Origin of the sequence: Acaryochloris sp. CCMEE 5410, assembly GCF_000238775.2 — a bacterium.
GTDB lineage: Bacteria > Cyanobacteriota > Cyanobacteriia > Thermosynechococcales > Thermosynechococcaceae > Acaryochloris.
Window position 1 is genome coordinate 211,949 of record NZ_AFEJ02000001.1, and the last position, 23,392, is coordinate 235,340.

General features: G+C 42.1%; 16 protein-coding genes, 1 tRNA gene and 1 riboswitch. Of the genes, 8 read left to right on the top strand and 9 right to left on the bottom strand.

Annotated features, from left to right (window positions below):
* Window positions 1–2: 2 nt before the first annotated feature.
* The 3 genes from ON05_RS00870 to ON05_RS00880 are packed head-to-tail and all read left to right on the top strand — an operon-like array spanning window position 3 to window position 4,502.
* Window positions 3–1,298, top strand: coding sequence for a DUF1822 family protein (locus ON05_RS00870; protein WP_010472967.1), 1,296 nt, complete (start codon window positions 3–5; stop codon window positions 1,296–1,298).
* Window positions 1,295–3,766 (top strand): CHASE2 domain-containing protein, encoded by a 2,472-nt coding sequence (locus tag ON05_RS00875; RefSeq protein ID WP_010472966.1) that lies wholly within the window; start codon window positions 1,295–1,297, stop codon window positions 3,764–3,766. Before ON05_RS00870 ends, ON05_RS00875 begins: the two co-directional genes overlap by 4 nt.
* 1 nt (window position 3,767) lies before the next feature.
* On the top strand, window positions 3,768–4,502 hold the full coding sequence (locus ON05_RS00880; RefSeq protein WP_396149717.1) for a hypothetical protein: 735 nt from the start codon (window positions 3,768–3,770) through the stop codon (window positions 4,500–4,502).
* A gap of 37 nt (window positions 4,503–4,539) precedes the next feature.
* Here the strand turns inward: ON05_RS00880 and ON05_RS00885 are convergent, their stop codons facing one another.
* The 4 genes from ON05_RS00885 to ON05_RS00900 form a co-directional block, all read right to left on the bottom strand.
* On the bottom strand, window positions 4,540–6,975 hold the full coding sequence (locus ON05_RS00885; protein ID WP_010472964.1) for a filamentous hemagglutinin N-terminal domain-containing protein: 2,436 nt from the start codon (window positions 6,973–6,975) through the stop codon (window positions 4,540–4,542).
* Between the two features lie 351 nt (window positions 6,976–7,326).
* The gene (locus ON05_RS00890) at window positions 7,327–7,707 is read right to left on the bottom strand and encodes a hypothetical protein (RefSeq protein ID WP_139025724.1); all 381 of its coding nucleotides are present in this window, start codon (window positions 7,705–7,707) and stop codon (window positions 7,327–7,329) included.
* A gap of 73 nt (window positions 7,708–7,780) precedes the next feature.
* On the bottom strand, window positions 7,781–9,874 hold the full coding sequence (locus ON05_RS00895) for a hypothetical protein (RefSeq protein ID WP_010472963.1): 2,094 nt from the start codon (window positions 9,872–9,874) through the stop codon (window positions 7,781–7,783).
* An 85-nt stretch (window positions 9,875–9,959) separates the two neighbouring features.
* Window positions 9,960–12,542: a CHAT domain-containing protein gene (locus ON05_RS00900; protein ID WP_010472962.1), complete on the bottom strand. Its 2,583-nt coding sequence runs from the start codon at window positions 12,540–12,542 to the stop codon at window positions 9,960–9,962.
* 795 nt (window positions 12,543–13,337) lie between these two features.
* Between ON05_RS00900 and ON05_RS00905 the strand changes: the two genes are divergently transcribed.
* The 3 genes from ON05_RS00905 (at window position 13,338) to cobW (ending at window position 16,666) form a co-directional block, all read left to right on the top strand.
* Window positions 13,338–14,744 carry an NB-ARC domain-containing protein gene (locus ON05_RS00905; protein WP_039779908.1) on the top strand — a complete coding sequence of 469 codons (1,407 nt, stop codon included), beginning with the start codon at window positions 13,338–13,340 and terminating at the stop codon, window positions 14,742–14,744.
* Window positions 14,745–14,886: riboswitch (cobalamin riboswitch) on the top strand.
* A gap of 18 nt (window positions 14,887–14,904) precedes the next feature.
* On the top strand, window positions 14,905–15,576 hold the full coding sequence (locus ON05_RS00910) for a HupE/UreJ family protein (protein WP_010472959.1): 672 nt from the start codon (window positions 14,905–14,907) through the stop codon (window positions 15,574–15,576).
* Window positions 15,577–15,604: 28 nt separating this feature from the next.
* On the top strand, window positions 15,605–16,666 hold the full coding sequence (gene cobW, locus ON05_RS00915) for a cobalamin biosynthesis protein CobW (protein ID WP_010472957.1): 1,062 nt from the start codon (window positions 15,605–15,607) through the stop codon (window positions 16,664–16,666).
* 5 nt (window positions 16,667–16,671) lie between these two features.
* Here the strand turns inward: cobW and ON05_RS00920 are convergent, their stop codons facing one another.
* The 4 genes from ON05_RS00920 to ON05_RS00935 form a co-directional block, all read right to left on the bottom strand.
* Complete coding sequence (locus ON05_RS00920) at window positions 16,672–17,727, bottom strand: PilW family protein (RefSeq protein ID WP_010472956.1); 1,056 nt, start codon at window positions 17,725–17,727, stop codon at window positions 16,672–16,674.
* On the bottom strand, window positions 17,724–18,569 hold the full coding sequence (locus ON05_RS00925) for a Tfp pilus assembly protein FimT/FimU (RefSeq protein ID WP_029315172.1): 846 nt from the start codon (window positions 18,567–18,569) through the stop codon (window positions 17,724–17,726). Before ON05_RS00925 ends, ON05_RS00920 begins: the two co-directional genes overlap by 4 nt.
* 180 nt (window positions 18,570–18,749) lie before the next feature.
* On the bottom strand, window positions 18,750–19,175 hold the full coding sequence (locus ON05_RS00930; RefSeq protein WP_010472952.1) for a type II secretion system protein J: 426 nt from the start codon (window positions 19,173–19,175) through the stop codon (window positions 18,750–18,752).
* A 379-nt stretch (window positions 19,176–19,554) separates the two neighbouring features.
* Entirely contained in the window at window positions 19,555–20,880 is a 1,326-nt protein-coding gene (locus ON05_RS00935; RefSeq protein ID WP_236618941.1) for a diguanylate cyclase, read from the bottom strand.
* A gap of 181 nt (window positions 20,881–21,061) precedes the next feature.
* On the opposite strand from ON05_RS00935, the gene ON05_RS00940 reads away from it, so the two are divergent.
* On the top strand, window positions 21,062–21,997 hold the full coding sequence (locus tag ON05_RS00940) for an aspartoacylase (protein ID WP_010472947.1): 936 nt from the start codon (window positions 21,062–21,064) through the stop codon (window positions 21,995–21,997).
* Between the two features lie 52 nt (window positions 21,998–22,049).
* Here the strand turns inward: ON05_RS00940 and ON05_RS00945 are convergent, their stop codons facing one another.
* Window positions 22,050–22,907, bottom strand: a complete 858-nt coding sequence (locus ON05_RS00945; protein WP_010472945.1) for an alpha/beta hydrolase — start codon at window positions 22,905–22,907, stop codon at window positions 22,050–22,052.
* A gap of 240 nt (window positions 22,908–23,147) precedes the next feature.
* On the opposite strand from ON05_RS00945, the gene ON05_RS00950 reads away from it, so the two are divergent.
* A tRNA-Arg gene (locus ON05_RS00950) sits at window positions 23,148–23,221 on the top strand.
* Window positions 23,222–23,392 lie beyond the last annotated feature (171 nt).

The following is a 23,392-nucleotide window of genomic DNA, read 5'->3' on the forward strand; positions in this document are numbered from 1 at the left end:
TCATGACTATTGTTCCCACTCCCCCAGACCTGGCAGCAGACTTCACCGCCCTGCCCATTACGGCGATCACACTGTCTGAAATGCAGATTTCAGAAGTTATTCAGCAAAGCGAATCGCTGCCAGAAGCCTGGCAATGGCGAGGTTACCTCCATGGATTAGCGCTCACAGCTTTGGAATCGTGGTTGGCGGAGCGGAGCTATCTAGGGGTAAGGGTTCGTCCCTTTTTAGATCCCACGTACCTACCCTTTTGCGATGCCAGCTATCTACAGGTTGGGGAATGGCGAGTAGCGGTTTTAGTCTCCGGCTTAACCGATGCAGAAGTGGCAATCCCCAGAGCAGCACTTGAAGTTGCAGGATTTGTTCCTCACTGCTTTGTGAAAGTGGAAGTCCTAGAAGAACTAGCACAGGTAGAGATTCAGGGGGGATTGAGATGGGATGATGCTGTTCAACTATTACCATCTTTAATCCCACAACCAGACTGGACCTATGCACTTTCACCTCAAGCATTTGTGCCTGCCAATGAGTTACTCCTGTGGCTGCGTTGTTTAGAGACTGTCCCTCAGCTAGAACTGCAATCTCATATATCTACGACTCTCACTGAATCTCTCTTAATTGAGAAACTCGATCATGTTCGTTCAGGAGCCGAATTTTGGCAATCGTTCACTTGGCATGAAGCTGCTTCCATTCTGAGTAATGCAGAATGTCTAAGCCGGTGTAGTGAGTATTGGCAGCATGAGCCAACCCAGGATTCAATTGATTCAGTCACTGAGCCAGAACGGGCGATAGATGTTGGGGCATGGCTTCAACAGAGATTAGATGATGCCGCTCGGCAGTTCAGTTGGATACTGATGCCCCCCTTGGCAACCGCCTTGCGCTCGACAGATCCAGTGATTGTTGCGGTGATTGGGGAGTTACAACGACAGGGTATGGATATTCCTACTTCTGCGGGTGGTGCATACCGGGATCTAACCTTGGGACTTTCTCAACTGCGCTTATATTCAATAGTCTGGCCAGTGGAACCAAATTTATCCAACACAGAATGGACGTTACTTGTTGTTGTCGGTGCTAAACCAGAAACGACTCTCGAACAGACGGTGAAGCTTCTGGTTAGTGATACCGAAAAAGTGCTAGCAGATCCGATGCTTACCCCGACGGAAGAAGACATTTGTATTTATGCTCAAGTGGTCGGGGAGTTTGAGGAACAGTTTTGGGTGACCTTGTCAGCAGCAGACTCGAGATCGCCCGCTGCAACCTTACGACTTTCGCCTTTTAAATTCGCCTCCAACAAAAACTCATGAGCAGCAGTTATCCTTCTTTTCGACTTAAGGTGCAGCAGATCGGCCAGGCTTGTGTGTTTGATTTGTCATGGGGACAGGGGCAGCATTTATCGGCTCAAGTTGAGTATCCCACTGCGCTCACCAAAGCCTATCAAACCTGGCTGAGGGCTTACCTAAATTTCTATAAAGCCATTGCTCAACCACAACCCGTTACGCCGATTCGAGGCCGCATGGAAGCTCAGGGACGCCTCACGCCGATTGGAGTGGACTGGCAAAGTGAGTTGGTGCGGACAGAAGCCCTCTTAACAGAGCAGTTTCAGCTATGGTTGCGTGGTGCAGCTCTATTTGAACTGAGGACGGCGATCACCAAATCGGCTCAGGCAGATCCCAACTTAAAAACAGATGTCTATTTAGTTTGCGATCCGATTGATTTAGCCCGATTACCTTGGGAGACCTGGGAACTGGGAACGGAAGTTGATGACAATATTCGGATTGCCCGTTGCCCTGTCAATGTTCGACGGGCAGCTCAGAAGGCTTCTCCTCGCAGGCGGCGACGCACCCGAGTGTTGGCCATTATGGGCGACGAATCGGGATTGGATTTCCAGGCCGACCGGGCGGCCATAACGTCTCTGGCGGCCCAAGCTGAGGTGAAATTTGTCGGTTGGCAACCCCAAATTTCTATCCCCGACCTAAAACAACAGATCTGTGAAGCAATTTCGGACCCCCAAGGGTGGGATATTTTGTTTTTTGCGGGGCATAGCAATGAAACGATGTTGACGGGGGGTGAGCTAGCTATTGCGCCAGGTGAAGTGGTCACGATTAAGGAGATTAAACCCTATCTAGAAAAACTACAGGCCAGGGGGTTGCAGTTAGCCATTTTTAATTCTTGTAGTGGTTTGAGTATCGCAGCCGCTTTGATTGACTTGGGGTTAAGTCAGGTGGCGGTTATGCGAGAGCCCATCCACAATCAAGTGGCCCAGATTTTTCTGGAGCGGTTTTTACATCACTTGAGCCAATATGTAGATGCCCATGATGCATTGCGACTCGCGAGTCAGGACCTGAAGTTAGAGCAGAGTCTCAGTTTTCCTTCTGCTTATTTAGTCCCATCCTTTTTTCGGCATCCTGAAACAGAGTCTTTTCAACTGGTCCCATCCAGTTGGCGACAAAACCTGAAGGCTTGGCTTCCCGGCCGATATGAAGGAATCGCGTTGGGCTTATTGGTGGGGTTAAGTCTTTGGCCCCCTTTGCAGTCGGTGCTGTTGGACTATCGGCTGTGGACTCAGGCGATTTATCGAGATTTAACTGGACAGGTTCCTGCAGCCGTTGAAACACCTCCGGTCCTATTAGTACAAATCGATTCAGAGTCGATTCGGCGGTCTCAGATGAGTCAACCTGTTCCGATGGATCGGGCTTATTTAGCTGGCCTAATTGATCAACTGGTCGAATTAGATACTCGTGTTATTGGCATTGACTACTTATTTGATCGTCAGCAGCCAGGAAAGGATCAGGTTTTAGGGCAATCTATCCGATCTGCGATTGACCGTAAGAATGTTTGGTTTGTTTTCGCCTCTATTTCCGATTCTATTAATGGAGAGGTAGGGGTTAATCCAGAAACGGGAATCGCTAAATCTGAGTGGAGCTTGGAAGGGAATGTGAATGCTTTCCCCACTCATGTAAAGCTGCCCCACTCATTCAAGTCTTGTGAACAGTCCTGTCCGTTTGGTTACTTGCTTTCATTACTATCTGCCTATTCACAAGAGTTTCCAGCCCATAATCAGCTTAGGCCTAGCTTGAATGGACAAGAAGTATTGCAAGCCCGTTTAATGACAAATCTGCAATCGGCTTCTCAGCAACAAGGAAAAATCGCGGCTCTAAAAAAAATCAATTCGCATCCCATAACAACTGGGGCAAGTTATTTAGGACAACTATGGTTTCGGCCAATTATTGATTTTTCGATTCCGGCTAATCGAGTATTTCAGCGGATACCTGCGTGGCAATTGAACGGTTTAGAAGCTTTCGGGGAAAAAGCTGACTTCTCAAACCAAGTGGTGATTCTAGCGCCTGGAGGATATGATGGCGCACTGGATAATTTTGCAGTCCCAAAGGCCATGGTGTATTGGCAGGTAAGAGAGAGGGGAGTTGGAAACGCTAAAACGGAAGAGCCATCAGTCTATACCGGTGGTGAAGCCCATGCCTATATGGTTCAACATTTCTTCACTCAGCGATTAGTGATGCCTATTCCTACAGTATTAATAGTTCTCGTCTCAGCATTACTGACAAAAGGTTTCGTTTTGTTAGTTGCTCGGAGAATATTATTGCCAGGTAATCGAGTACGCCTTATCTTAAGTCTATTAGTCTTAACGGGGGGGTATGTGTTGATCAGCTGGCAATTTTTTGTTGGTACTGCGATTTTAATTCCCTGTGTAGTTCCCTTAGCTTCAGTTTGGGTCGTCATTTTTTCGCATTGTTGGAGAAGGGATTATGCATAGAGTGAGCTTGTTGATTTTATTCCAAGTACTAGTGATGCTCTCCCCAAGTCATGTTTGGGGAATGGAAAAGCAAGAAAAACGAGAATCTATTACGCATCAAGACTCTAGATCTAAGCAAACGTATCAACAAAAAACATCTGCCAAGTCAGGTCAAGTTAAGCAAGATAAAGATACTCCAATATCTTCGACTATTGAAGCGATGTTCAACAGCATTCTTGAGATATTTAAACAACATCAAGAACCTCCATTGGTAAGCAGAGGAAACCTATGCACAATTTCACCAGGTATATTAGGTAAGACAAATATTATTTGGAGTAATCAACCTTTGTTTTTATGGCGAGGGGAAGTAACTAAGCTTTTAGTACGAGATTACGAAACAGATGAGGTATTATGGCAAAATTCTGGGCTTGAGGATAGAGATCATTTGGTTTATAACGGTAAGCCCTTAATTCCTGGGAAAGCTTACATTTGGGAAGCGACTAATACCAATACAACAATTAGATATGAGTTTAAGGTGATGAAACCTAAAGAGCGGCAGCAAGTAATATATGAATTAGAAAAAATGTCGAGCTTAGAAAATCTTAAAAAGCCAAATTTAAGTAATCTATTTAGAAAAATACAGTACCTTGGAGAGCGTGGATTAATTTCAGATGTTCTTCAAGTACTATATGCTTATAATTTCTCTAATGTAGACATAAATGAGCAGAGAAAGAAATTATCCAAGATTTTTTGTTAGTCAGTGCTTTCAAATAATTTTTTCATCGAAAGAAAAATTAACAATAGTCATTCATATTGATATGATTTCCTGTTGAAGGTAATAGTGAACTTGAAGTTAACATCACTCTGCCATCAGGAAGATGGTCCCAACCATTAGCTTCTAAAATCCCCAGTTCTATATCTTTACTAAGTGGTTTCTTTACAGGTAAACCATCTTTAGCTGTAATAGGGGGAGATGAATCTACCCACCTAGACATTACCGATTGAACACTAGTTGTTTCGCTAGGCTCCAATGGTAGTCCACCACGGCCAGTAACAACAAGACTACTAATATCACTATTTTCAGACCCAGGCTTGACATAACAGTTCCTACCGATAAGGGTTGTACTATCCACTATATTTTCAGGTATCACTGTAAGGTTTTGCGTAGGATCAATCTCAGGAGTTTGAAAAGTTACAGTCCCTTCAAGCAGGGGGCCGCCTTGTTGTGAAATAGCGGTTACATCACTTGATTGTAGAAAAGAAGGATCTAATTGGGCTGGATCATTACTTCCTAAGAGAAACTGTATGTCTTCTAAAGTACGAGGAGTTAAACCAAATATGCCCTTCGAGTTAATTTCGACTCGACCACCATTGCCATCAAAAGCATTAGCGGTTATATCACTATTGTTTAAGGCAGCTATACCTCCAGCCTTAATAAATATATTACCTCCGCTAGCATTATTAGAAGCATTCGTTGTGATACTACTTTCGTTTAATAAAATAAGTGCGTCGGTATTTAAATTAATATTTCCTTGAGAATTATTGGTTGTAGCTCTCAAACTTCCTCTATTCTGAAGTCTAATTAGATTAGAACTTATAGTAAGAGAACCAGCAGGACCTTCTCCAGAAGAACTTACGTTTATTTGCCCATCATTATTAATTAGTATTTTATTGCTGGATATATTAATACCTCCTGCTGCTTCAGGACTTTCACTAATAGCTAATATTTGGCTATCACTTCCCGAAACTTGAATCCTTGAGGAAGTAACCGACAGTTGACCTGCTTTTCCTATGCTATTTCTTATTGCTGAAACGGATAATTGTGCACCATTAGAGATATTTATATTCCTAGCATTAATAATTAAATCTCCAGCATTTCCAGATGCAAAGTCATTTGATGAAGAAAAGATACCACTTGAAATATCTGTCCCAAAAAAATCAGCTTTACCTGATGCTGACAGCAATTCAGTGGCAGTAATCGTAATTCTTCCTCCATTTCCAGCCCCAAAGAAAGTTGCTCCAGATATTTGACCACCGCTGGCAAGTACTAATTTTTTTGTATCAATATTTATATTTCCTGAATTTCCACCATCGACACTTTGAGAACTAAGAAAGCCTAATGTATCAATACTTACTATCTCTGATGCATTAATTTCAATATTACCTGCTTGCCCACTTGCAAAAAAAGCTCTTGTTTGAACTAGAGATAAATCACGGATAAATAGTTTTGGAGTTGAGATGATAATGTTACCAGAAGGAGCGCTAGAAAATGTTGTTGCATTTATTTCACTTTCCTGGTCAACAGATAGAGATTCCATTGCGGTAATTCTTATTAGATCCGAAGGCTGAGGTCCATCATTGAATGAAAATATTAATGACCGATTACTGAGATCAATAACTCGGCCAATAATATTAATATTTCCGCTTCCAGGAGCTAAATCGAGATTAGAGACTGAAAGATATGAGTCATTAAAAGAAATATTCCCAAATTGACTAACTTGTGAATAGTCAAACTTAAAGCCTAATAAATCTTGTTCAATTGCTACAAAACTGTTTGGAGTTACACTACCTAGTTCAATTCTTCCGCCACGTGCAACAAGCGAACCTCGATCAGAAAACGTAATATTGCCTCCAATAAGAGCTACAGTTTTCTGTGGTGGAACACTAATATTTGCAGTACCAGATATAGAGTCACCAATTGCTCGGTTTCTAATTTCTCCAACCGAATTTCCAAAACTTAAACCTAAAGGTGTTGAGACAGTTAAAGTCGGTGGGGCAGAATTGATATTTGTACTAAAGTTTGTGCCATCTTTAAACTCTATAGCTTGCGCGGTAGTAGCAACAAATGATCCACCTATATCTAAAACTGCATTGGGGCCAAAGGAAAATCCATTCTTGTTAAGAATAAATAAGTCTGCTTGGCCATTCGTTCTTAGAACTCCGTCAAGTCCTGAAGGAGCTGAACCAGTTATTCTAGTTATTATTCTATTAATTGAAGTTGGATTGATAAATTGAACTATTTCATTCTGATTAACTGAAAATGAGTTTAAACTATGAAACAGATTTGCGCCTCTAGTAGCACCACCTGAAATACTAATAACTGATTTGTCCGCTTCTCTAACTGAAGAAACGATAGAACTTTCGGACGACAGTGTAGTATCCCGTACTACCTGTGAATAGGCAAAATGAATATCAAACAAGAAAAATGCTAAAATTAAAATTTTTTTCATATCGTAAAAACTAAATTTTCAGTTTATAGTATTTTTCTTGTGCATAGCAAATTAAAATCATGGTAATTTAAATTTTTTCCAAAAATATCTTACTAAAAATAACTATCTAAATATCTTCTAATAAACCTCATGCATAATTGAGTTGACGATATGGTAGATGTTCTCAATCACGATATAAACTGAGCTAGTAGCTCTTCATAAAGGTAAATTTCGAGAGGTCTAAATCAGGTTCAACAACAAGGAATGAGCAAATGAAAATTCATATTGATCGGATTGAAGAATTTAGCAGCAGTAATACCTAAAAAGTAGAATACTGCTACTAAATTCTTCAACTTCTAGATTTTTCAATTTTTATGGTCTAGGATCTCGGCCAAAACATTTACCTTGTTTACAGCGACATACACCCGAATTCCCACCAGGACAAGGATTAGAAACACTACACGCTTGTCTAGTGCAAGTTAGGCAAGTTTCTGTTGGTATAGCGGCCGAAGATTCTCCACTCAAAGTATCTTGAAAGCTAGAAATATTGTCCACAAAAGCTAAATCATTAGCCACATCCGCAATTTGTTGAGTAGTAGGCTCACTAACTTGCTCAACTTGTACAAAGTCATCTAGGGCAGGTGCAGCAAAACTAGGCGAGAAACTATTGAGTGAGAAAAGTAAAAGAATTGGAGCAATAAATATTACTAGTCTCTTAGTTAAAAAAACAAATTTTTTTTTCATTTTAGACATTTTGGATAGAGTTCCTTATTATTCTAAACAACTACTAAAATCATCTCATAGATTCATCAATAAAACTACTTTTTTACATTATCCAAATACCATCAAAATATATAGTTCCAGATATAGTTTTATTAAAATAAAATTCTAAGCATGTAATTTTCTCAGGACTAACTCCTTCTTTGCTGAGCGTATCAAAATCCACCATAAATGTCTGAAATACTGCTAATGGATATTTATACGACTTGCTTTCTTGATCGTCTTCCAAGTAGATGTCAGGGTAGTCTAATTTTATATTCTTTTTGTAGTATGGTAGTAAAATACCCGTATTAAATGAGTGCCCTAATTCATCATGTATATGTAGTTCAAACTCTTGAGATGAATTTGTAAGGTTGTTTGATTCAGGTGATTGGCATGATGAGAATGCTAAACATTTGCAATCATCAAAATTTAAATTCTTTGGATTAAAGACAATGGAGTATTTCCCATCAGGTTTACTCCATTTGATTTTCAAGCCTCTCTTATTTCTAAATAAAAAATGGTTTTCATCTAGTTCACCTATATAAACAATATTTTTTTGAGTAAATCTAGGGATACTACTTAATATTGGATTATAAAATTTTGATAATCTTTCTGGTAAACATAAAATCTCCCCAGAAAAAGAAGCTTCTCCTTCAATATTCTCAACTAGTGCTAATTGCTCTTGTTCGAAATTTTGGATATATTGAAGATTTGAATATTGAAATTGAGATAAGTAATTGACATTGAAGTTACTATCACTTTTCGGAAGCCATTCCTTGATAACACCATACTCATGATTCTTTAATAGATATAAATATTCAGATGACTTATCTTTCTCAAATAAAACGAAATTGGCAAAAGCACCTACATAAGTTTTACAAATTTTTTCTTGCCTACTTCTAGACATAGTTGGTAGTTTTTCGAAATTAGATAAATAGCGTAAGTCACCATTCCAAAAATAACTATGATCTCCATCCCATTTGGAATTGAAATAATTATGATTTGCGCCATAAATCCATAATAGAGATTTAAATTTCGGAAAATTATCTCTACTTGAACTATTTATATCTTTACCAAGTAGTTTAGATAAATCATAATGTGAAAAATCACTATAATTAGATAGATAAGTTAGATGCGTTCTATCGTATGTGAGCTGCCCATCAAAACTTTGCACACTTAAATCTCGACTACCGTGAATCACAAGGTAATTGTCAAGAACTTGTGTTGGTCCTTTTGGTAATCTGTATCTTTCATCTGTAGGACTTAGAGCTATAACTCCTTGAATACCAAAGCCATATGGTCCCAAATTATCACTACCATTTAGTCTTATTTCTACTTTAGGCTTCTGTATATAAAACTCAATAGGGACATTAGGATTGACTTGATTTAATGTACTTGCATGCCCAACTGCTTCACCTCCATTCGAATGTCCTAGCAATAAACAGTTATCCAAATTCAGTTTATTGTTTAGAGGATGTTTTCCTTCTTTTGGGTTATTCCATTGCCTAAACTGCTTTAAATGCTCTAAAACAAGAATTGATCGAGCATACATATCACCACTAGTTTTGCCATTAAAGAAATTTGAATCAATTGAAGCAGCAAGGATTCCGTGAGAAGCTAATAAATCACAGAGGTATAATAGTCCTATAGTAGAATTACTAATTCTATCTGTTTCTCTTCCGTGAACTAAAATAGCAACGGGTAAGTTATTCTTAATTTCTGTGGTTTCTTCCTCATATGGAATGCATAAAATTCCATTAATAGGCACATTTTCAATAGTAAATGGCCATTTATACTCGGGATCAATACTTTTTACTTTTCCAAATAATTTCTTATCATCCTCTGTATTTTTTTGGGAAGATGTTCTATCTGTTGTAAGAAGCTTATAAATTTTTTTTGGAGAGCAAATTTTATCTGTTTTAAATCCCCCTAATACAGTTTGTAAGTTTATATTTGGTGGAATCTTTGAAAGATTTACTGATTTTGTCTTGTAGTCTGGGTCAGGATTATCAAAAATAATAAAATCAGATAATTTTTCATTGCCAGAATAATCAAGATTAGGGGATGAATAAACCACTCTATGAAACTTGAATTTTCCAGGTTCAGATGGATTAGGTAATGAATTATTCATGTTTTTAGTGGGATCTTCTATCTTCACTTATTGCAGTTCTAATACCAAAAAGAATATTTTTAATTCAGTTAAGCTACATTCTTTATATTGATAATTGGATTGAATAAGAAATTCATAACCAGTTCCCAGCTAAAATATATGCTGCCCAAAAATAAGGATGCTTTCTATATGCTGGATTTTTGATGATTGATAGTTGAGCTTGTCTTAACGCCTCAGCCTTACTCAAATTTCCTTGGTGTAAATTTTTATAAAATTTTCCGATTAATATAGAAGTTGCTTGATCATTCACTTGCCAGAGTGTTGCTAATGTTGATCTAGCCCCTGATCTTGTTGAGATACCTGCTAATCCTAGAGCAGCTTTACTGTCCCCTACCGCAGTTTCACAAGCACTTAAAACAAGTAATTCGATTGCTCCAAACTGCCTTAACTCACTCTGACGTAATACATCACTGAGTTGATAAGCGTTGATCTTACCTTGCCAAGTTAGAAGAAAAGTATCCTCTAATTTTGAACTAAATTGACCATGTGTTGCTAAATGCAACACTGTGAAAGGTAAATTATTGATCTCTTTTTGTAAAGATAGTCTTGTAAAAGCTTTATTCCTTAAACTTTTACTATCTAACAAGTCATCTATTAGATTTAATTCACTTTTCACGTAAGGTAATGCTGAAAAACCTTGTACTGATTCAGATAACCCAGCAGTTAAAATTCTTGCTTTATTTAATTGGAATTTCTTTGGTTTAACTAATTGCAAGCCAGGAGCTATAGAAATCGCATATTTTTCTACTAAATATTTTTTGCCGTCATTTAATGCTGACATTGGAATATTACGCAATACTCCATCTAATACAAATACCAGTGTCTCTGCTTCACTTTTTTCTAAATCTTTTGCAGTGGGAAGCACCAGCCAATCATAAATTTGCTGAGATAATGATAAATAACTTGAGCTATTAGATTGCCCTAATGAAAGTCGAAAACGGTCTACAGTCCTTTTAACCTTACTATTAGAAACCTGTGTAGAGTAAAATCTCAACTTCCTTCCAGGTAAGCTTGCAATTACCGCTATTCGGTTTGGCAAAATAATTGGATAAATTACTGCTGCTTTCGGATCAATTTCATCAATTACCACTGGATTAATATCTAAGCAGGCCTCTCGAAAGAAATTATCTAGCTCTGCTAACTGCAATGATTCAATTGTTATTCGTGCAGCCTCCAAATTCCCTGTGCTTGGCTGCTCCTCTTTTACGTCCAAAAGTAAGTCCACCAACTGTCGATGAATTGGCTCTACATTATCTCGAAATGAAAATTGAACTTCGGGGTTAACGGCAATTAAATCTTTCCGCAATAACTTTAGTGACTGAACTGCCCCTTTGTAAGCATCAATGGCTTTTACTCGATTCCCTTGTACTTTTTGCAACCGCCCTAACTGCCATTGCCAACGAAATACTATTTCTGGATCATTATTTGCCTTTCTCATTGCTTGCTGAGTCAAACGTTCAGCTTCCGACCATTGCTTAGTCTCCTCATACAAAGCTCCTAACGCACCCAGTGCATAAGACTCAGCCCGCCTATCTTTTATAGTCTTTGCATACATCAAAGCTTTCTTCAACAGTCGCCCTCGCTCAACAATCGTGTCCAGACTGCTAGTCTGCAGTCGAGACAAACTATGAACCACATTCAAATAGGCAAAGATCGAAGATCGACTGAGGGGCAATTGCTGCAAGCTGACAGAAACCTGTGGCCATAAAGCCTCTGCTTGCGAAAATTGCCTCATTTGGACCAACAAACTAAACTGATTCAGTAAAGCCTGAACCTGACTCTCGCCAGATTCACTAACCAGTTGCTCATATATATTCAAAGCAGCTTGCAATTGCTTCGAATCATTCTCCCCCTCAGCCCGCAAAACATTTCCTAAACTAAGCTGAGCTGCAGCTTTCTCCTTCACCAAGCCCAACCGCTCAGCTTTTACCACACTTTTTCCCAATATTTCCCGCGCATCCGTCAGCTCTCCTGCTACCCGAAGCGCCTCCCCAAGGCTCCTCTGCGCCACCACTTCTGTCAACGAATCCGGTTGCTCTGCCAAATCAGCCGTAATTTCTTTAAGCGTTTTAATTGAACGACGATACTGCCCCATCGACTGTAACGCTTGTGCCTGATTTACCCGGCTACGAGTCACCGCTTCTGCATCATTAATCTGCGAGAAAATCTCCTCCGATCGTTGCCAAGCCTTCAATGCCAACTGGGCTTGCCCTTGAGACAACTGCAACTGCCCATCAGTATTTAACACTTGGGCCAACACCCGCGCAGTCTCAGGAGAAGATTGCCCTTCCAGAAACTCCAGACTCCTTTCTATGGCCTGATTCGCTTGGGGCCATTGCCCTAATTGCTCATAGACCAACGCCAAATTACTCAGGGCAATCGCTTCACCAACTCGATCACCACGCTGTTGATACCGCTTAACAGCCACGAGCAATACTTCAGCCGCTTGCGAAAATTGCCCAGCATCAAAAAGAGCCTTACCTCTCGGCTCTAGGTTATTCGCCTCGGCTACTAAAACCTGCTCAGTAGGCTTTGCCTCCACGGCTTTTTCTGCAATGGCCCCATTGACAAACACACACCCAACGCTCAACAGAGTAAAGCTTAATTGTCGCCAGTTCAAAGAATAGAAAAGCGTCCGCCAAAATTGCTTAGTCATAGGAAACAAGAACAAAAACCTAAACTACCAGTGCATCTGCAGTCGCTATGCAGATGGCAATCTCCAACACTCCATTAGATTCCGAAGCATTAGAGTTATGGTTCGTCTTCAACCCATAACCAATAAATTCTGAGCTGATTGATAAGGTGCATCACGATAAAAAAGTTCCTAGAAAGACAAAACTAATTTTTATCAAATGAAGTAAAGCAGACTAATCTTTTACTTCTTGCAACAAAAGCATTAAACGCAAACCTATCCAAGGTAAATGAAAATACCGTAATCTCTAAATCACCGGAATAGTTGAGTTATATAGAATGGTTCTATTTACTCAACAACAGATACCACCAAACAATCAGATAGAAATATAGTATGTGAATTTCCGGTGAAGAAAGATACTCGAAACAAAACATAATCTTTTTTATATTATTCAAGAAAATATTAATTAAGTATGCGTCTTCTACATGTGGTCAGCATAAGTTGTTCAGTGCCAGAGGTATTGGACAATAAGGTGATAATTTCCATCAAGAATAGTGGAATTAATTTATGCACTAAGGCTTATGCTTTTTCCTAACCCACATTCTTAAGTAAGCTTGGGCATGATTTTTTGGGGATGTAAACAGTTAGTATCTTCCATTACCTGCCAAATACTAGCCGTAGCTAGTATAATCCCAACCCCTCTTCTGCATTGGAGATCAACGATCCATGGCTGATCAAAATAATCAAGCACTCAATCCCTAATCAAGACAGCCCTTAGTGCTGAAGTTGCTTATCTCTGATCTCATAATGAACACCAATATGAAACTCGAAGAGGCCCTTGAGGTCATCGATTCCGCCTTAGCCCCTAATCAAATCAATACCCTACAGCAAACCATTTTTTGTATGGCTTGGCAGGGTAAAACCTATGAAGAAATTGCCGAAGCAAGTCAATATGATTCTGACTATGTCAAACATGTTGGCCATCGATTTTGGCAGCTCTTATCTGAGGTTTTATCCCAAAAAGTCTCCAAGCGAAATCTCCATGTAGTATTTCGCCGTTGTAAAGCCAGTCAATTTGACCAGCGTAATCGCTCCGAAATCGATCAGTTATCCAAACAATATGTAGTTAAAGGGATCAATACGGCACAGGCAGATCGTCTGCAGCTATTGCCCACCATTTATTGCTCACCCACACCGTTGTCCCCAGATTTCCCGGCCAACCATCAGAATCACTCTCCACTTTCCCTAATTTCTAGCCCACAACAAACCCTCACCCAATGGATTTCAGAGGATCAGTGTTGTCTAATCACCCTACTAGGACGAGCAGGGATTGGCAAAACAATCCTTTCTCAACAGCTCATTAGGGACGTTCAAGGCGAATTCGAACAAATCATTTTTTTCTCTCTTCGAAATGCACCTGTATTTGTAGATCTCTTTGAGTCGATTCTCAATGCAATACCTGATGTTCCAAGTACCAACTCTCAATCCCTCCCCCTTTCTACGGATGCAATGGTTTGTACTCTGGTAAAAATCCTGCAAAATCACAGGCTGTTGTTGGTACTCGATAACTATGAGATGGTTCTCCAATCTAAACAACTGGGCAACTTATATCGCCCCAGCTATGAGGCATATGGCTACTTACTACGATTAGTCGATGAACTGCCTACCAAAAGCTGCCTTCTTCTCACGAGTCGAGAATGTCCCATTGGTCTGGACCTCAGAGAAAGTCACCTGGTTCGATCCTATCAACTGCCAGGGTTTACCCCCACTGAGACCAAACGCTATTTCGAACATCTCGGTATCCCCACATCCCTCGAACTCGCCCAAACTATCAGTGAATACTATGGCGGCAATCCCCTCGCTTTGAAAATAATTGCCGACACGGTTTGTACCTTATTTGATGGTCATCTAAAAGAGTGGTTGAATCACGGCCAAGGCAACATCGGTCCCATCCAGCAAATGATTGAACAACAACTGAACCGACTTGCTCCCATAGAAGGACAGTTGATGGCTTGGTTGTCGAGTCAACCCCAACCCGTTAACGTCTCAGACATTCACCTGCATTCAGTGGGTGACCAGATCGATTCCTCAATCGATTTGATGAATGCACTGCAGTCTCTGCATATGCGATCGCTAATTTGTATCCACCAGTCTCGGGTTTCCCTTCTTCCCTACCTTAAAGACTATTGTTCACAATCCACTAACCGGATGGTGAGTCAGACGTGATACGCTGAGGGTCACATCGGTTTTAGTGGGGAGCAGCCACTAAAGTAATGGGGAAAGCTTGGTGCAAGTCCAACACTGTCCCGCAGCTGTAAACAGACCATCTCTGTAAGTCAGAACGCCCACCGATGTACACCGTAAACACTTCTGCGAGGTACAGAAAGTGGCTAACAAGATTGGTCTCTCCAGGCTTCGGTCTGGGAAATTTTTGATCTGGCGAACGATCAGCGCCAGCTTAATAACCGGGTTAGGGCTTGCCAGCTCTCGTGCAGCCCTTGCCCATCATCCCTTTGGCGATCAAACACCCACCAACTTTATTGAAGGCTTTTTATCAGGTCTTGGTCATCCGATGATTGGCATCGATCACTTTGCCTTTGTCGTTGCAGTTGGCTTGATGGCTGCTATTTTGCGACATGGTTTTTGGGTGCCTGCTGCTTTTATAGCGACCGCTCTTTTGGGAACGGGCATCCATCTCCAAAGTTGGAATTTACTCGCCCCAGAATTCTTTATTTCCATCTCCATTGTTATCTTGGGTGGATTGCTAGCCCTTAAGCAAGGTCCAACTCTCTGGCTAAGTACTGGCATCGCCGCATTAGCTGGCGTCTTTCACGGCTATGCCTATGGCGAAGCCATTGTCGGTGCAGAAATAACACCGCTTGTCTCTTATTTAGCGGGTTTTTCAGTGATGCAGCTGGCGATCGCAGCCATAGCTTATGTCTGTGGTAAAGCCCTTAATGCTAACGCTGTAAAGGATTCAGTCCTGCCCACGCGATTTGTCGGATTTGCGATAGCAGGTATGGGCCTCGCATTCCTCAGTTCAGTCCTTCTGGGCTAATTCAGTTATTTATCCCTATTAAAAAATCATGCATAAAATTCCCGTAACGGTAGTTACCGGCTTTTTAGGTGCGGGTAAAACCACCCTGATTCGTCATCTACTGCAAAATAATCAAGGCCGCCGCATTGCGGTCATGGTCAACGAGTTCGGTGAAGTCGGCATTGATGGAGATTTGCTGCGGACCTGCCAAGTCTGTGATGAAGCAGAAGATGCGGACCAAAATATTCTAGAGCTGACCAATGGTTGCCTCTGCTGCACGGTCCAAGAGGAGTTTTTGCCCACTATGCAAAAACTTTTACAGCGGCGTGATCAGATTGACTGCATCGTGATTGAGACCTCAGGGTTGGCCCTTCCTAAACCCTTAATCCAGGCCTTTCGCTGGCCTGAAATCCGCACAGGAGCGACGGTGGATGGGGTAATTACGGTAGTGGATTGTGATGCGATCGCATCCGGTACCCTAGTAGGCGATCTAGACGCGCTAAAGTCCCAGCGTCAAGCTGATGACAGTCTCGATCACGAAACCCCAATCGAAGAGCTATTTGAAGATCAATTGGCCTGTGCCGATCTAGTCTTACTTACCAAGGCAGATTGCGTCGAACCTAAGGATCAAGAACGAGTCCAACACTGGCTACGACAAGAACTTCCCCACGGCGTTAAAGTCTTACCCTGTCATGCAGGACGCGTAAGCCCTGACTTGTTATTGGGCTTTAATGCAGCGGTTGAGGACCATCTAGACTCTCGCCCCAGTCACCATGATCACGAAGAGGACCATGATCATGATGATGACATCAATGCTATCCAGGTGATTGTAGACCAAGAATTTGACCCGAAAACACTCTTAGTCAAACTAGAAGCCTTGGTGCAAAGCCATGAGATCTATCGGATTAAGGGGTTTGTGGCTGTTCCCCAAAAACCGATGCGTCTCGTGATCCATGGTGTGGGACAACGGTTTGATTCTTTTTATGATCGTCCCTGGCAACTGCAAGAAGCTCGTCAAACAAAGCTAGTGTTTATCGGCGAGAATCTCAGTCAACTCGATATCGAGGCTGCCCTCCTCCAACCCACTGCAGAACTTTGTCTGCAACAGTAGGATCTTTACTTCGTAAGACACACGGTATTGCTTTCGGGGCTCGTCACCACCCCAGTGGTTGCAGTCACTGAATAGCAATGCTGTTCGCCAATACTCCCCGACAACGCCACTGAAGTGGAAGAATTGCTCCCACTGTAAACTTGCGATGTATTGGTGACAATCACTTGCTGCACAGCATAGGTGGTCAATGCCGTTTGACCAGACCATGTCCAAGACAAATCCACCGTATCGGTGCCAGACAATCTTGTCCCCGTCAGAACCGGAACCGTCTGGGTATTTCCCAATCGGGAGGTGGCAGTACTACTCAAACGATGAATTTCGACATCCGATATATTGCTTCGCATCAGCAAGTCCACCTGTGTCCCCTTAACGCAGGCTTGAAACCCCATGGATCCAACGAGTACACCCGGTGCTGGGCAAGGGGGAGACTCATCATTCGCAGTTGCGATCGCATCCACCAAAGTATCGCTAGCAATAGGATCACTACAAGGATTAATGCTACCGTCCAACTCTGGAATCCGACCATATCGAAAAATTGAGTTGGGGGGAAGCCAATCTTGTCCACTGGCCCGCACATCATAGACCACCCGGTCATAGTTTGCTGGCTGCGGGGGCGCAACACCAGCATTGGGACCATCTGCTGGACAAACCTCAGGAATGGACGAATTAATGGGGATTTCCAGATATAGGACCAATGTTCCATAGGCCCCCAGATCAGCCAGGTTTAATCCTGCATCCGTAACCACATTGGCCAAGGTCGAAGAGTTTGAAGCCACAACATTATTGGTGCGATTGATGCGATTGGCCATTCTGATCTCATTGCTGATGAAATCAAAGGCCCTACTTAGGTCATGGCGCCGGGCAGCAACAGATTCAGTTTTTTTGTTAGCTTGGGAGGCAGTAATCACCCCAAACCCAATTACACTCGTCACCAAACCTGTAATAATTGTTGCCGCAAGGAGTTCTACCAAGGTTACGCCCTGCTCATGCCATTGAGGATGGTCCTGCAGGGTAAACTGCCTCACAAACTGCTGTAAACACCAATGTTGGAAACGTCTCATTGCTGATCCCATTTCTCTGCAATGCAACGTCCCGTCGTCGTAATCGCTAACGGCGTCATCTCGCCGGTATAGGTCCCCACTCGGGTCAGTCCCAAAGTATTCGAAATAGCAATACAACGTTTCGTCCCTTGGGTATCATCAGGGAAAAAGAAAACAATCTTGCCACTAGGGTCAGTCGGGCTACTCCCATCACTAACAATCGAAAAGTCGGGGTTACCCAGAACGCCAAATCGAATGGGAATGTCATAGGACACTACGGAAGAAGATGTCCCTGGTGAATCCTCATCACCCACAAAATCACCTGCTAGTTGCACACACTGTCCAGAGCTGAATGGTCGACAGGGTGAAATGACTTGTACAACCATGCCCGCATGGGAAGCTCGATCTCCATGATCTGATGAATCTGACAAGGCAATTAAAGAAGGAGAAACCCCATTACTGACCCCTTGCACAATCTGGCTATCCGATATGACCCGACTCTTTTGATTCGTCAGAGGATTCGAACCGTCATTGGTTAAATTCGTAGCGATGGAAATTTCTGAAGCTAAGTTGCGATCGCCCGTCTTTAAACAAGACCCTGTCACCTTCCCTTCCACAAAATTGAGGGTAACGGTACAAACTTTATTACCGCGGATCGCTTCCCGTTGGGTTTCGTTCAGAGCAGTCCGAACTTCAGCAACGGTTTGCTTCAGTTTGGCTCGATTCAGCATTCCCCAAACCCCCGGCGCAGAAATGCTAGCAACAATCCCCAAAATGGCCACAATCACCATCTTCTCTATCAAGGTAAATCCAGATACCGGAGATAAACTGTACGGAGGCAATTTCAAGTTGTTGGGGAGCATCACGAACCTCAGGACTTAAAACGGATATCGGAACGAATTAAGGACACTTGAACACAGCATGGGGGATCACTTCAGTATTAACTATCGCAATCGGCTTGCTTTCCCCCTCTGCCGTCACCTGGTAAGTCACATTTAACAATCGAAATGGGTCCGATGAACTAGCATAATTGGCTGTGCGCGTTAGTGTATAGTTTTTCCCCCCAAAGCCCTCGGGCCAATAGTAGTAGAGGTCCCCCCTAAACCCGCTACAGAATCATTTAGAAACCCTGCCGCTAAACCATTACTACTCAGAGTTGCTAAACATCGAGAAGAATAGGGTTGGGGCGCTACTTCATACTGGGTCGCTTGATTAACCACCATTTCCAAGTCTTCTTGGATCCAACTCACTGCTTCATCATATTGAGTGGCTACAACGCGGAACGCAGTAGAGGTAACAATGGCTTGCATCGTCATAGAGACAAAAACAGCGGCAACAATCATCGCCACAAGTACTTCTATCAACGTAAAACCCATCCCTCGACTGTCAGCACAAGTTGAACTGGCTGGCATCAATTTCAATTGCAGCACCAGCCGCTGAATCAGATTCCTCACCTCACTTTGACGCATCCTCATAGCCTCATCAGCGTTCAAATCTTACACTCATCAAATGATGTAGCATCAATTCGTTCTCAACATCCGGTCAATATCAAACCTTAATTGGTGCTCTAAACTCAATACCCCTAACACTGCCATGCCCCTTCATTGGAGGGCCTTGTAAACGTGAGGCATCTAATTTATGAAGGCATCGATAGACCCACTAACAACTTTCATTGAAAGAAATGTATCTTTACACCTAATTCTCATTATTCGTTGGTCTCGCAATTTTTTCGACCGGAGGAACACTGATATTCGAGACCTCAGGGAATTATATTCTTCCCTGTAAATCTGTTATATTCTCACTCACTCCGTAGTTTTGACTAGACTAATGAGAAGAAAACTGAGTAAATTAACCTGGACTTGATCGAGAGACCTCTGTTGCCAAACAAACTCGATTTCGGCCCAGTTTCTTCGCTTGAAATAGGGCCTGATCGGCTTTTCGTAAAAGCGCCTCTTCTGACTGCACATCACTCGGAAATGTTGCTAACCCCAAACTTGCCGTTAGATGGATGCGATCTTCCGAAGAAATACGAATGGGTTGAATTGCAATTTCTCGACGAATACGATGGGCCACAGCTACACTGTCTTCTACAGAGGATTTGGGTAATATAATCGCAAATTCCTCTCCGCCATAGCGGCTGACGATATCCCCTGGACGCACTTCTTTCCTGAGAAGTTGAGCAACACAACATAACGCTTCATCCCCAGCCTGATGACCATAGGTATCATTTAATTGTTTGAAATGATCGAGATCCACCATAATTAAAGAAACGGGATGTTCATCGCGTCTAGACCGTTCAAACTCCACCGATAACCAGCGGTTAAATTCTCGGCGGTTATACACCTCCGTCAGGCCATCTAAAGTTGCTAACCGTTCTAAATCTGTTTGGCTTTGCTCTAAACTTCCTGCCATGGCATTAAAAGTATTGGCTAGGCGAGAAAACTCATCTTGGGTTTTGAGTTTAATTCGATATTTCAAGTTGCCATCTGCTAAATGCTTTACCCCCTCTTGTAACCGATACAAAGGAACCAAGATCGATCGAGATAAAGCATAGGCACAAATCACCGCTATGGTTAAAGCCAAAAGGAAAATGATGGCAACTAATAGCCTGACCCTTCCTCTGACTAATTGAGCTTGGCGAAGATTTTCTGTATTTTGAAATGCAATGAGTCGATAATTGAGCTCTTGTACATTTTGCAGTATTTCCTGCAGTTTTAACTGAAATTCTGATATTTTGGCATTTTTATCCGCTTTATAAGCCTGAATACTAGATCCTACGATCTCTAAGCCTAAATCTTCTAGTTGATTCCATTCTTCCTGAATGCGGTATATCGATTCATTCCGTTCAGGCAATTGTGAAGGCCGAGTTAAGATAATTTTAAAATTGTAGTTAATATCAGCAGCAGTTTTTTCAAATTTAGCAACAGAAACTGTTTTAGAGGTGGTATCTTCTACATTTACAACCCCAGAAATGTCAAGCATTAATCCCTCTATTCTAGCTAAGGGGAATAATTCTTCTAGTCCAACATTTTCTTGCTTTTCAAAACTATCTATTGCTCCCTCAAAGGATACCAATGCCCCTCCTGCCAGTAATAAAAAGGGGACTAACATCGTTCCTAGGCCGATGCTTAAACGCTGGCGGAGGGAGGTCTGGCGAGGAGACCTAATGCGCATAAGGAGCAAACTATACAAAGGGGGTAATTTTATTATTCCCTAATCATGAGGACTTGATAAAATTATGAAGCAGCGTATTGGTAATCCACTAAAGAATTTTCAATTATTTTAGAAACCCCATACTTATATTTGTCATTCTTAACTACCTTTACTCCATTTTTTGCAGTATAGATTGGTAATTATGACCTCCACAAAACAATATAATGCTTTTGAGGCAATCTTATTGAACAACAATCATATTCGACAGGTTGTCATTGTCGGGGGAACCCATGGGAACGAACGTATAGGATTGTACTTAGTCAAGAAATTTAATCAAGATTCATCATTACTCTTTCGCCCTAACCTGACAACCACTTGTCTAATTGGCAATCCCCAAGCTTGCAAAGAAAATCGACGATACATTGATACTGATTTGAACCGGTGTTTTATCAAAGCTGATTTAGATAATCAGCTTTTAGGTCGACACGAAGAGAGACAGGCTAAAGTCCTTCACCAGCAATTAGGTCCTAAAGGGAATTCCGATAATTTCCTATTAGATCTACATTCCACCACAGCCAATATGGGTCTAACTCTCATACTGGTAAATGACCATCCCTTTAATCTTCATTTAGCGGCCTACTTGACCCATCACAATCCTCAAGTGCGGGTCTACCGATGGACCCAAGGGAACCAGGAGAATGCTTTTGTCAGCTCCCTGTGTCAACTGGGTTTCGCTATAGAAGTGGGGCCCATTCCCCAAGGCATTCTATTAGCGTCCTTATTTCAGGAGACCGAAACTTTAATTCATCAAACCCTGGACTATTTGGAGCAAATCAATCGAGATGTCTCCCTCCCGTTACCCAGAACTCTGCCTCTATTTCAGCATCTTGATGTCGTTGACTTCCCCAAAACATCTAGTGGAGAACTAGCAGGTATGGTTCATCCTCAGCTTCAAGGAAAGGACTATCAGCCCTTGAATCCAGGTGATCCGATATTCTTAACCTTTGAAGGCCAAACTCTTTTCTATGAAGGTTGCTCGACTGTATGGCCCATTTTTATCAATGAAGCAGCCTATTACGAAAAAGACATTGCCATGTGTTTAACTCATAAACAAGACATTTCACTGAAGTGGAATTGAGTTGAATTCCTAATAAAACCAGGTTATTCAAGAGTCTGAACTAAATTTCTATTCATGCTTTTTCTGGCAATGCAGAGTGAGCAACATGTTTCTCCAACCAATGCTCCACATCTGCTAAAACCGTCTGATAACCGAGATCTAGATGAAGATCATGGTAGGCATTCGGATATTCAATATATGTCTTATCTGAATAGGTAATGCCTTGAAAGTAATCACGACTAGAGTCTGGCGGAATCGTTCGATCAGCCGCACCATGCAGCATAAGCACTGGAATGCTCAACTTCTCAACATGGGCGTTTAACCAATCCAACGTTGAGAAAAATTCTGTCGACATCCGAGCCCTACCCCGGGTATGGCGGAGGGGATCTTGAGCATGAGTCTGAATAACGGCAGGATTACGAGAGCCCGCCGATAAATCAATTCCTGTGTTAAGAGCAAAACTGGGCCAAATGGAAGACAAAATTCGGCCGATAAAGAATTTAACGGGAGATAGTCCAACTTTGCCAATCGGCAACGCACTCAAAATAACCCCTTGAATGCCATGGGGGAGGCGAACAACATAATCTAAAGCAATGGTTGCCCCTAAACTGTGGCCATAAATAAAGGAAGGACATCGAGGAGATTCCGTTGTCACAAGGTGGATAAATCCCCTTAAATCTTCTCGAAATTCCGACCATCGGTTAATGTAACCGCGCATCCCTTCCGACTGCCCATGACCTCGCAGATCGAAGCTATAAACTGCATACCCACACTCAACCAGGTGGCTTACGAGTGTGCTAAACGTATTTGAGTGGCTACCTAACCCATGAACAATGATAATGTTAGCCCGGACTTGATTTAGGGGCTGCCAGGTTTGATAGAACAGGCTGAGACCGCCAACCCCTTTAAACCTGCCGCTTCGATGGTTCATGACTGCCCTTTAATCTGATATCTATTCTTTAACGTTACCCAAATTTTTTCTAGGTTATCCTTTTTGCCAAAGTGGTCCACCAAAGTTGGTGGACTCTCTTTTTAGTACTATCAACGACTTCAGCTGCAATTTACGCTCTCCTATGATGCGATTTGGAAGAACAGACTATCTTGTTATGATGATGTGGCCTTTCTATAGTCGCCGTTAACACCCTAGGATGTTCTCGGTCTTTTTCTAGTTGGGGCTGTGGCTCAGTTGGATAGAGCAAGCGCCTCCTAAGCGCTAGGTCGGCGGTTCGAGTCCGCCCAGTCCCGTTACTTTTTTCCCGTCATGCGTCGATTCCCCTCTGTTTTGAGAGGACTGATAGGTAACTAAGAACCTATTAAAAGTGCAGAATGATCATTTTGCTAGATATCTCTTTGCTAAACTTATAGAATTTTCACCCCTATTTACCGAGTAGGGTGCTTAAACGTCCCCCTATACGC

Excerpts from the sequence above, each read along its gene's own strand:
- ON05_RS00900 (WP_010472962.1), bottom strand. The coding sequence starts at position 12,542 with ATGACTAAGCAATTTTGGCGGACGCTTTTCTATTCTTTGAACTGGCGA.
- cobW (WP_010472957.1), top strand. The coding sequence starts at position 15,605 with ATGCATAAAATTCCCGTAACGGTAGTTACCGGCTTTTTAGGTGCGGGT.
- ON05_RS00925 (WP_029315172.1), bottom strand. The coding sequence starts at position 18,569 with ATGCTCCCCAACAACTTGAAATTGCCTCCGTACAGTTTATCTCCGGTA.
- ON05_RS00945 (WP_010472945.1), bottom strand. The coding sequence starts at position 22,907 with ATGAACCATCGAAGCGGCAGGTTTAAAGGGGTTGGCGGTCTCAGCCTG.
- ON05_RS00920 (WP_010472956.1), bottom strand. The coding sequence starts at position 17,727 with ATGAGACGTTTCCAACATTGGTGTTTACAGCAGTTTGTGAGGCAGTTT.
- ON05_RS00930 (WP_010472952.1), bottom strand. The coding sequence starts at position 19,175 with ATGCGTCAAAGTGAGGTGAGGAATCTGATTCAGCGGCTGGTGCTGCAA.
- ON05_RS00905 (WP_039779908.1), top strand. The coding sequence starts at position 13,338 with ATGAAACTCGAAGAGGCCCTTGAGGTCATCGATTCCGCCTTAGCCCCT.
- ON05_RS00890 (WP_139025724.1), bottom strand. The coding sequence starts at position 7,707 with ATGTCTAAAATGAAAAAAAAATTTGTTTTTTTAACTAAGAGACTAGTA.
- ON05_RS00870 (WP_010472967.1), top strand. The coding sequence starts at position 3 with ATGACTATTGTTCCCACTCCCCCAGACCTGGCAGCAGACTTCACCGCC.
- ON05_RS00940 (WP_010472947.1), top strand. The coding sequence starts at position 21,062 with ATGACCTCCACAAAACAATATAATGCTTTTGAGGCAATCTTATTGAAC.
- ON05_RS00935 (WP_236618941.1), bottom strand. The coding sequence starts at position 20,880 with ATGCGCATTAGGTCTCCTCGCCAGACCTCCCTCCGCCAGCGTTTAAGC.
- ON05_RS00885 (WP_010472964.1), bottom strand. The coding sequence starts at position 6,975 with ATGAAAAAAATTTTAATTTTAGCATTTTTCTTGTTTGATATTCATTTT.
- ON05_RS00875 (WP_010472966.1), top strand. The coding sequence starts at position 1,295 with ATGAGCAGCAGTTATCCTTCTTTTCGACTTAAGGTGCAGCAGATCGGC.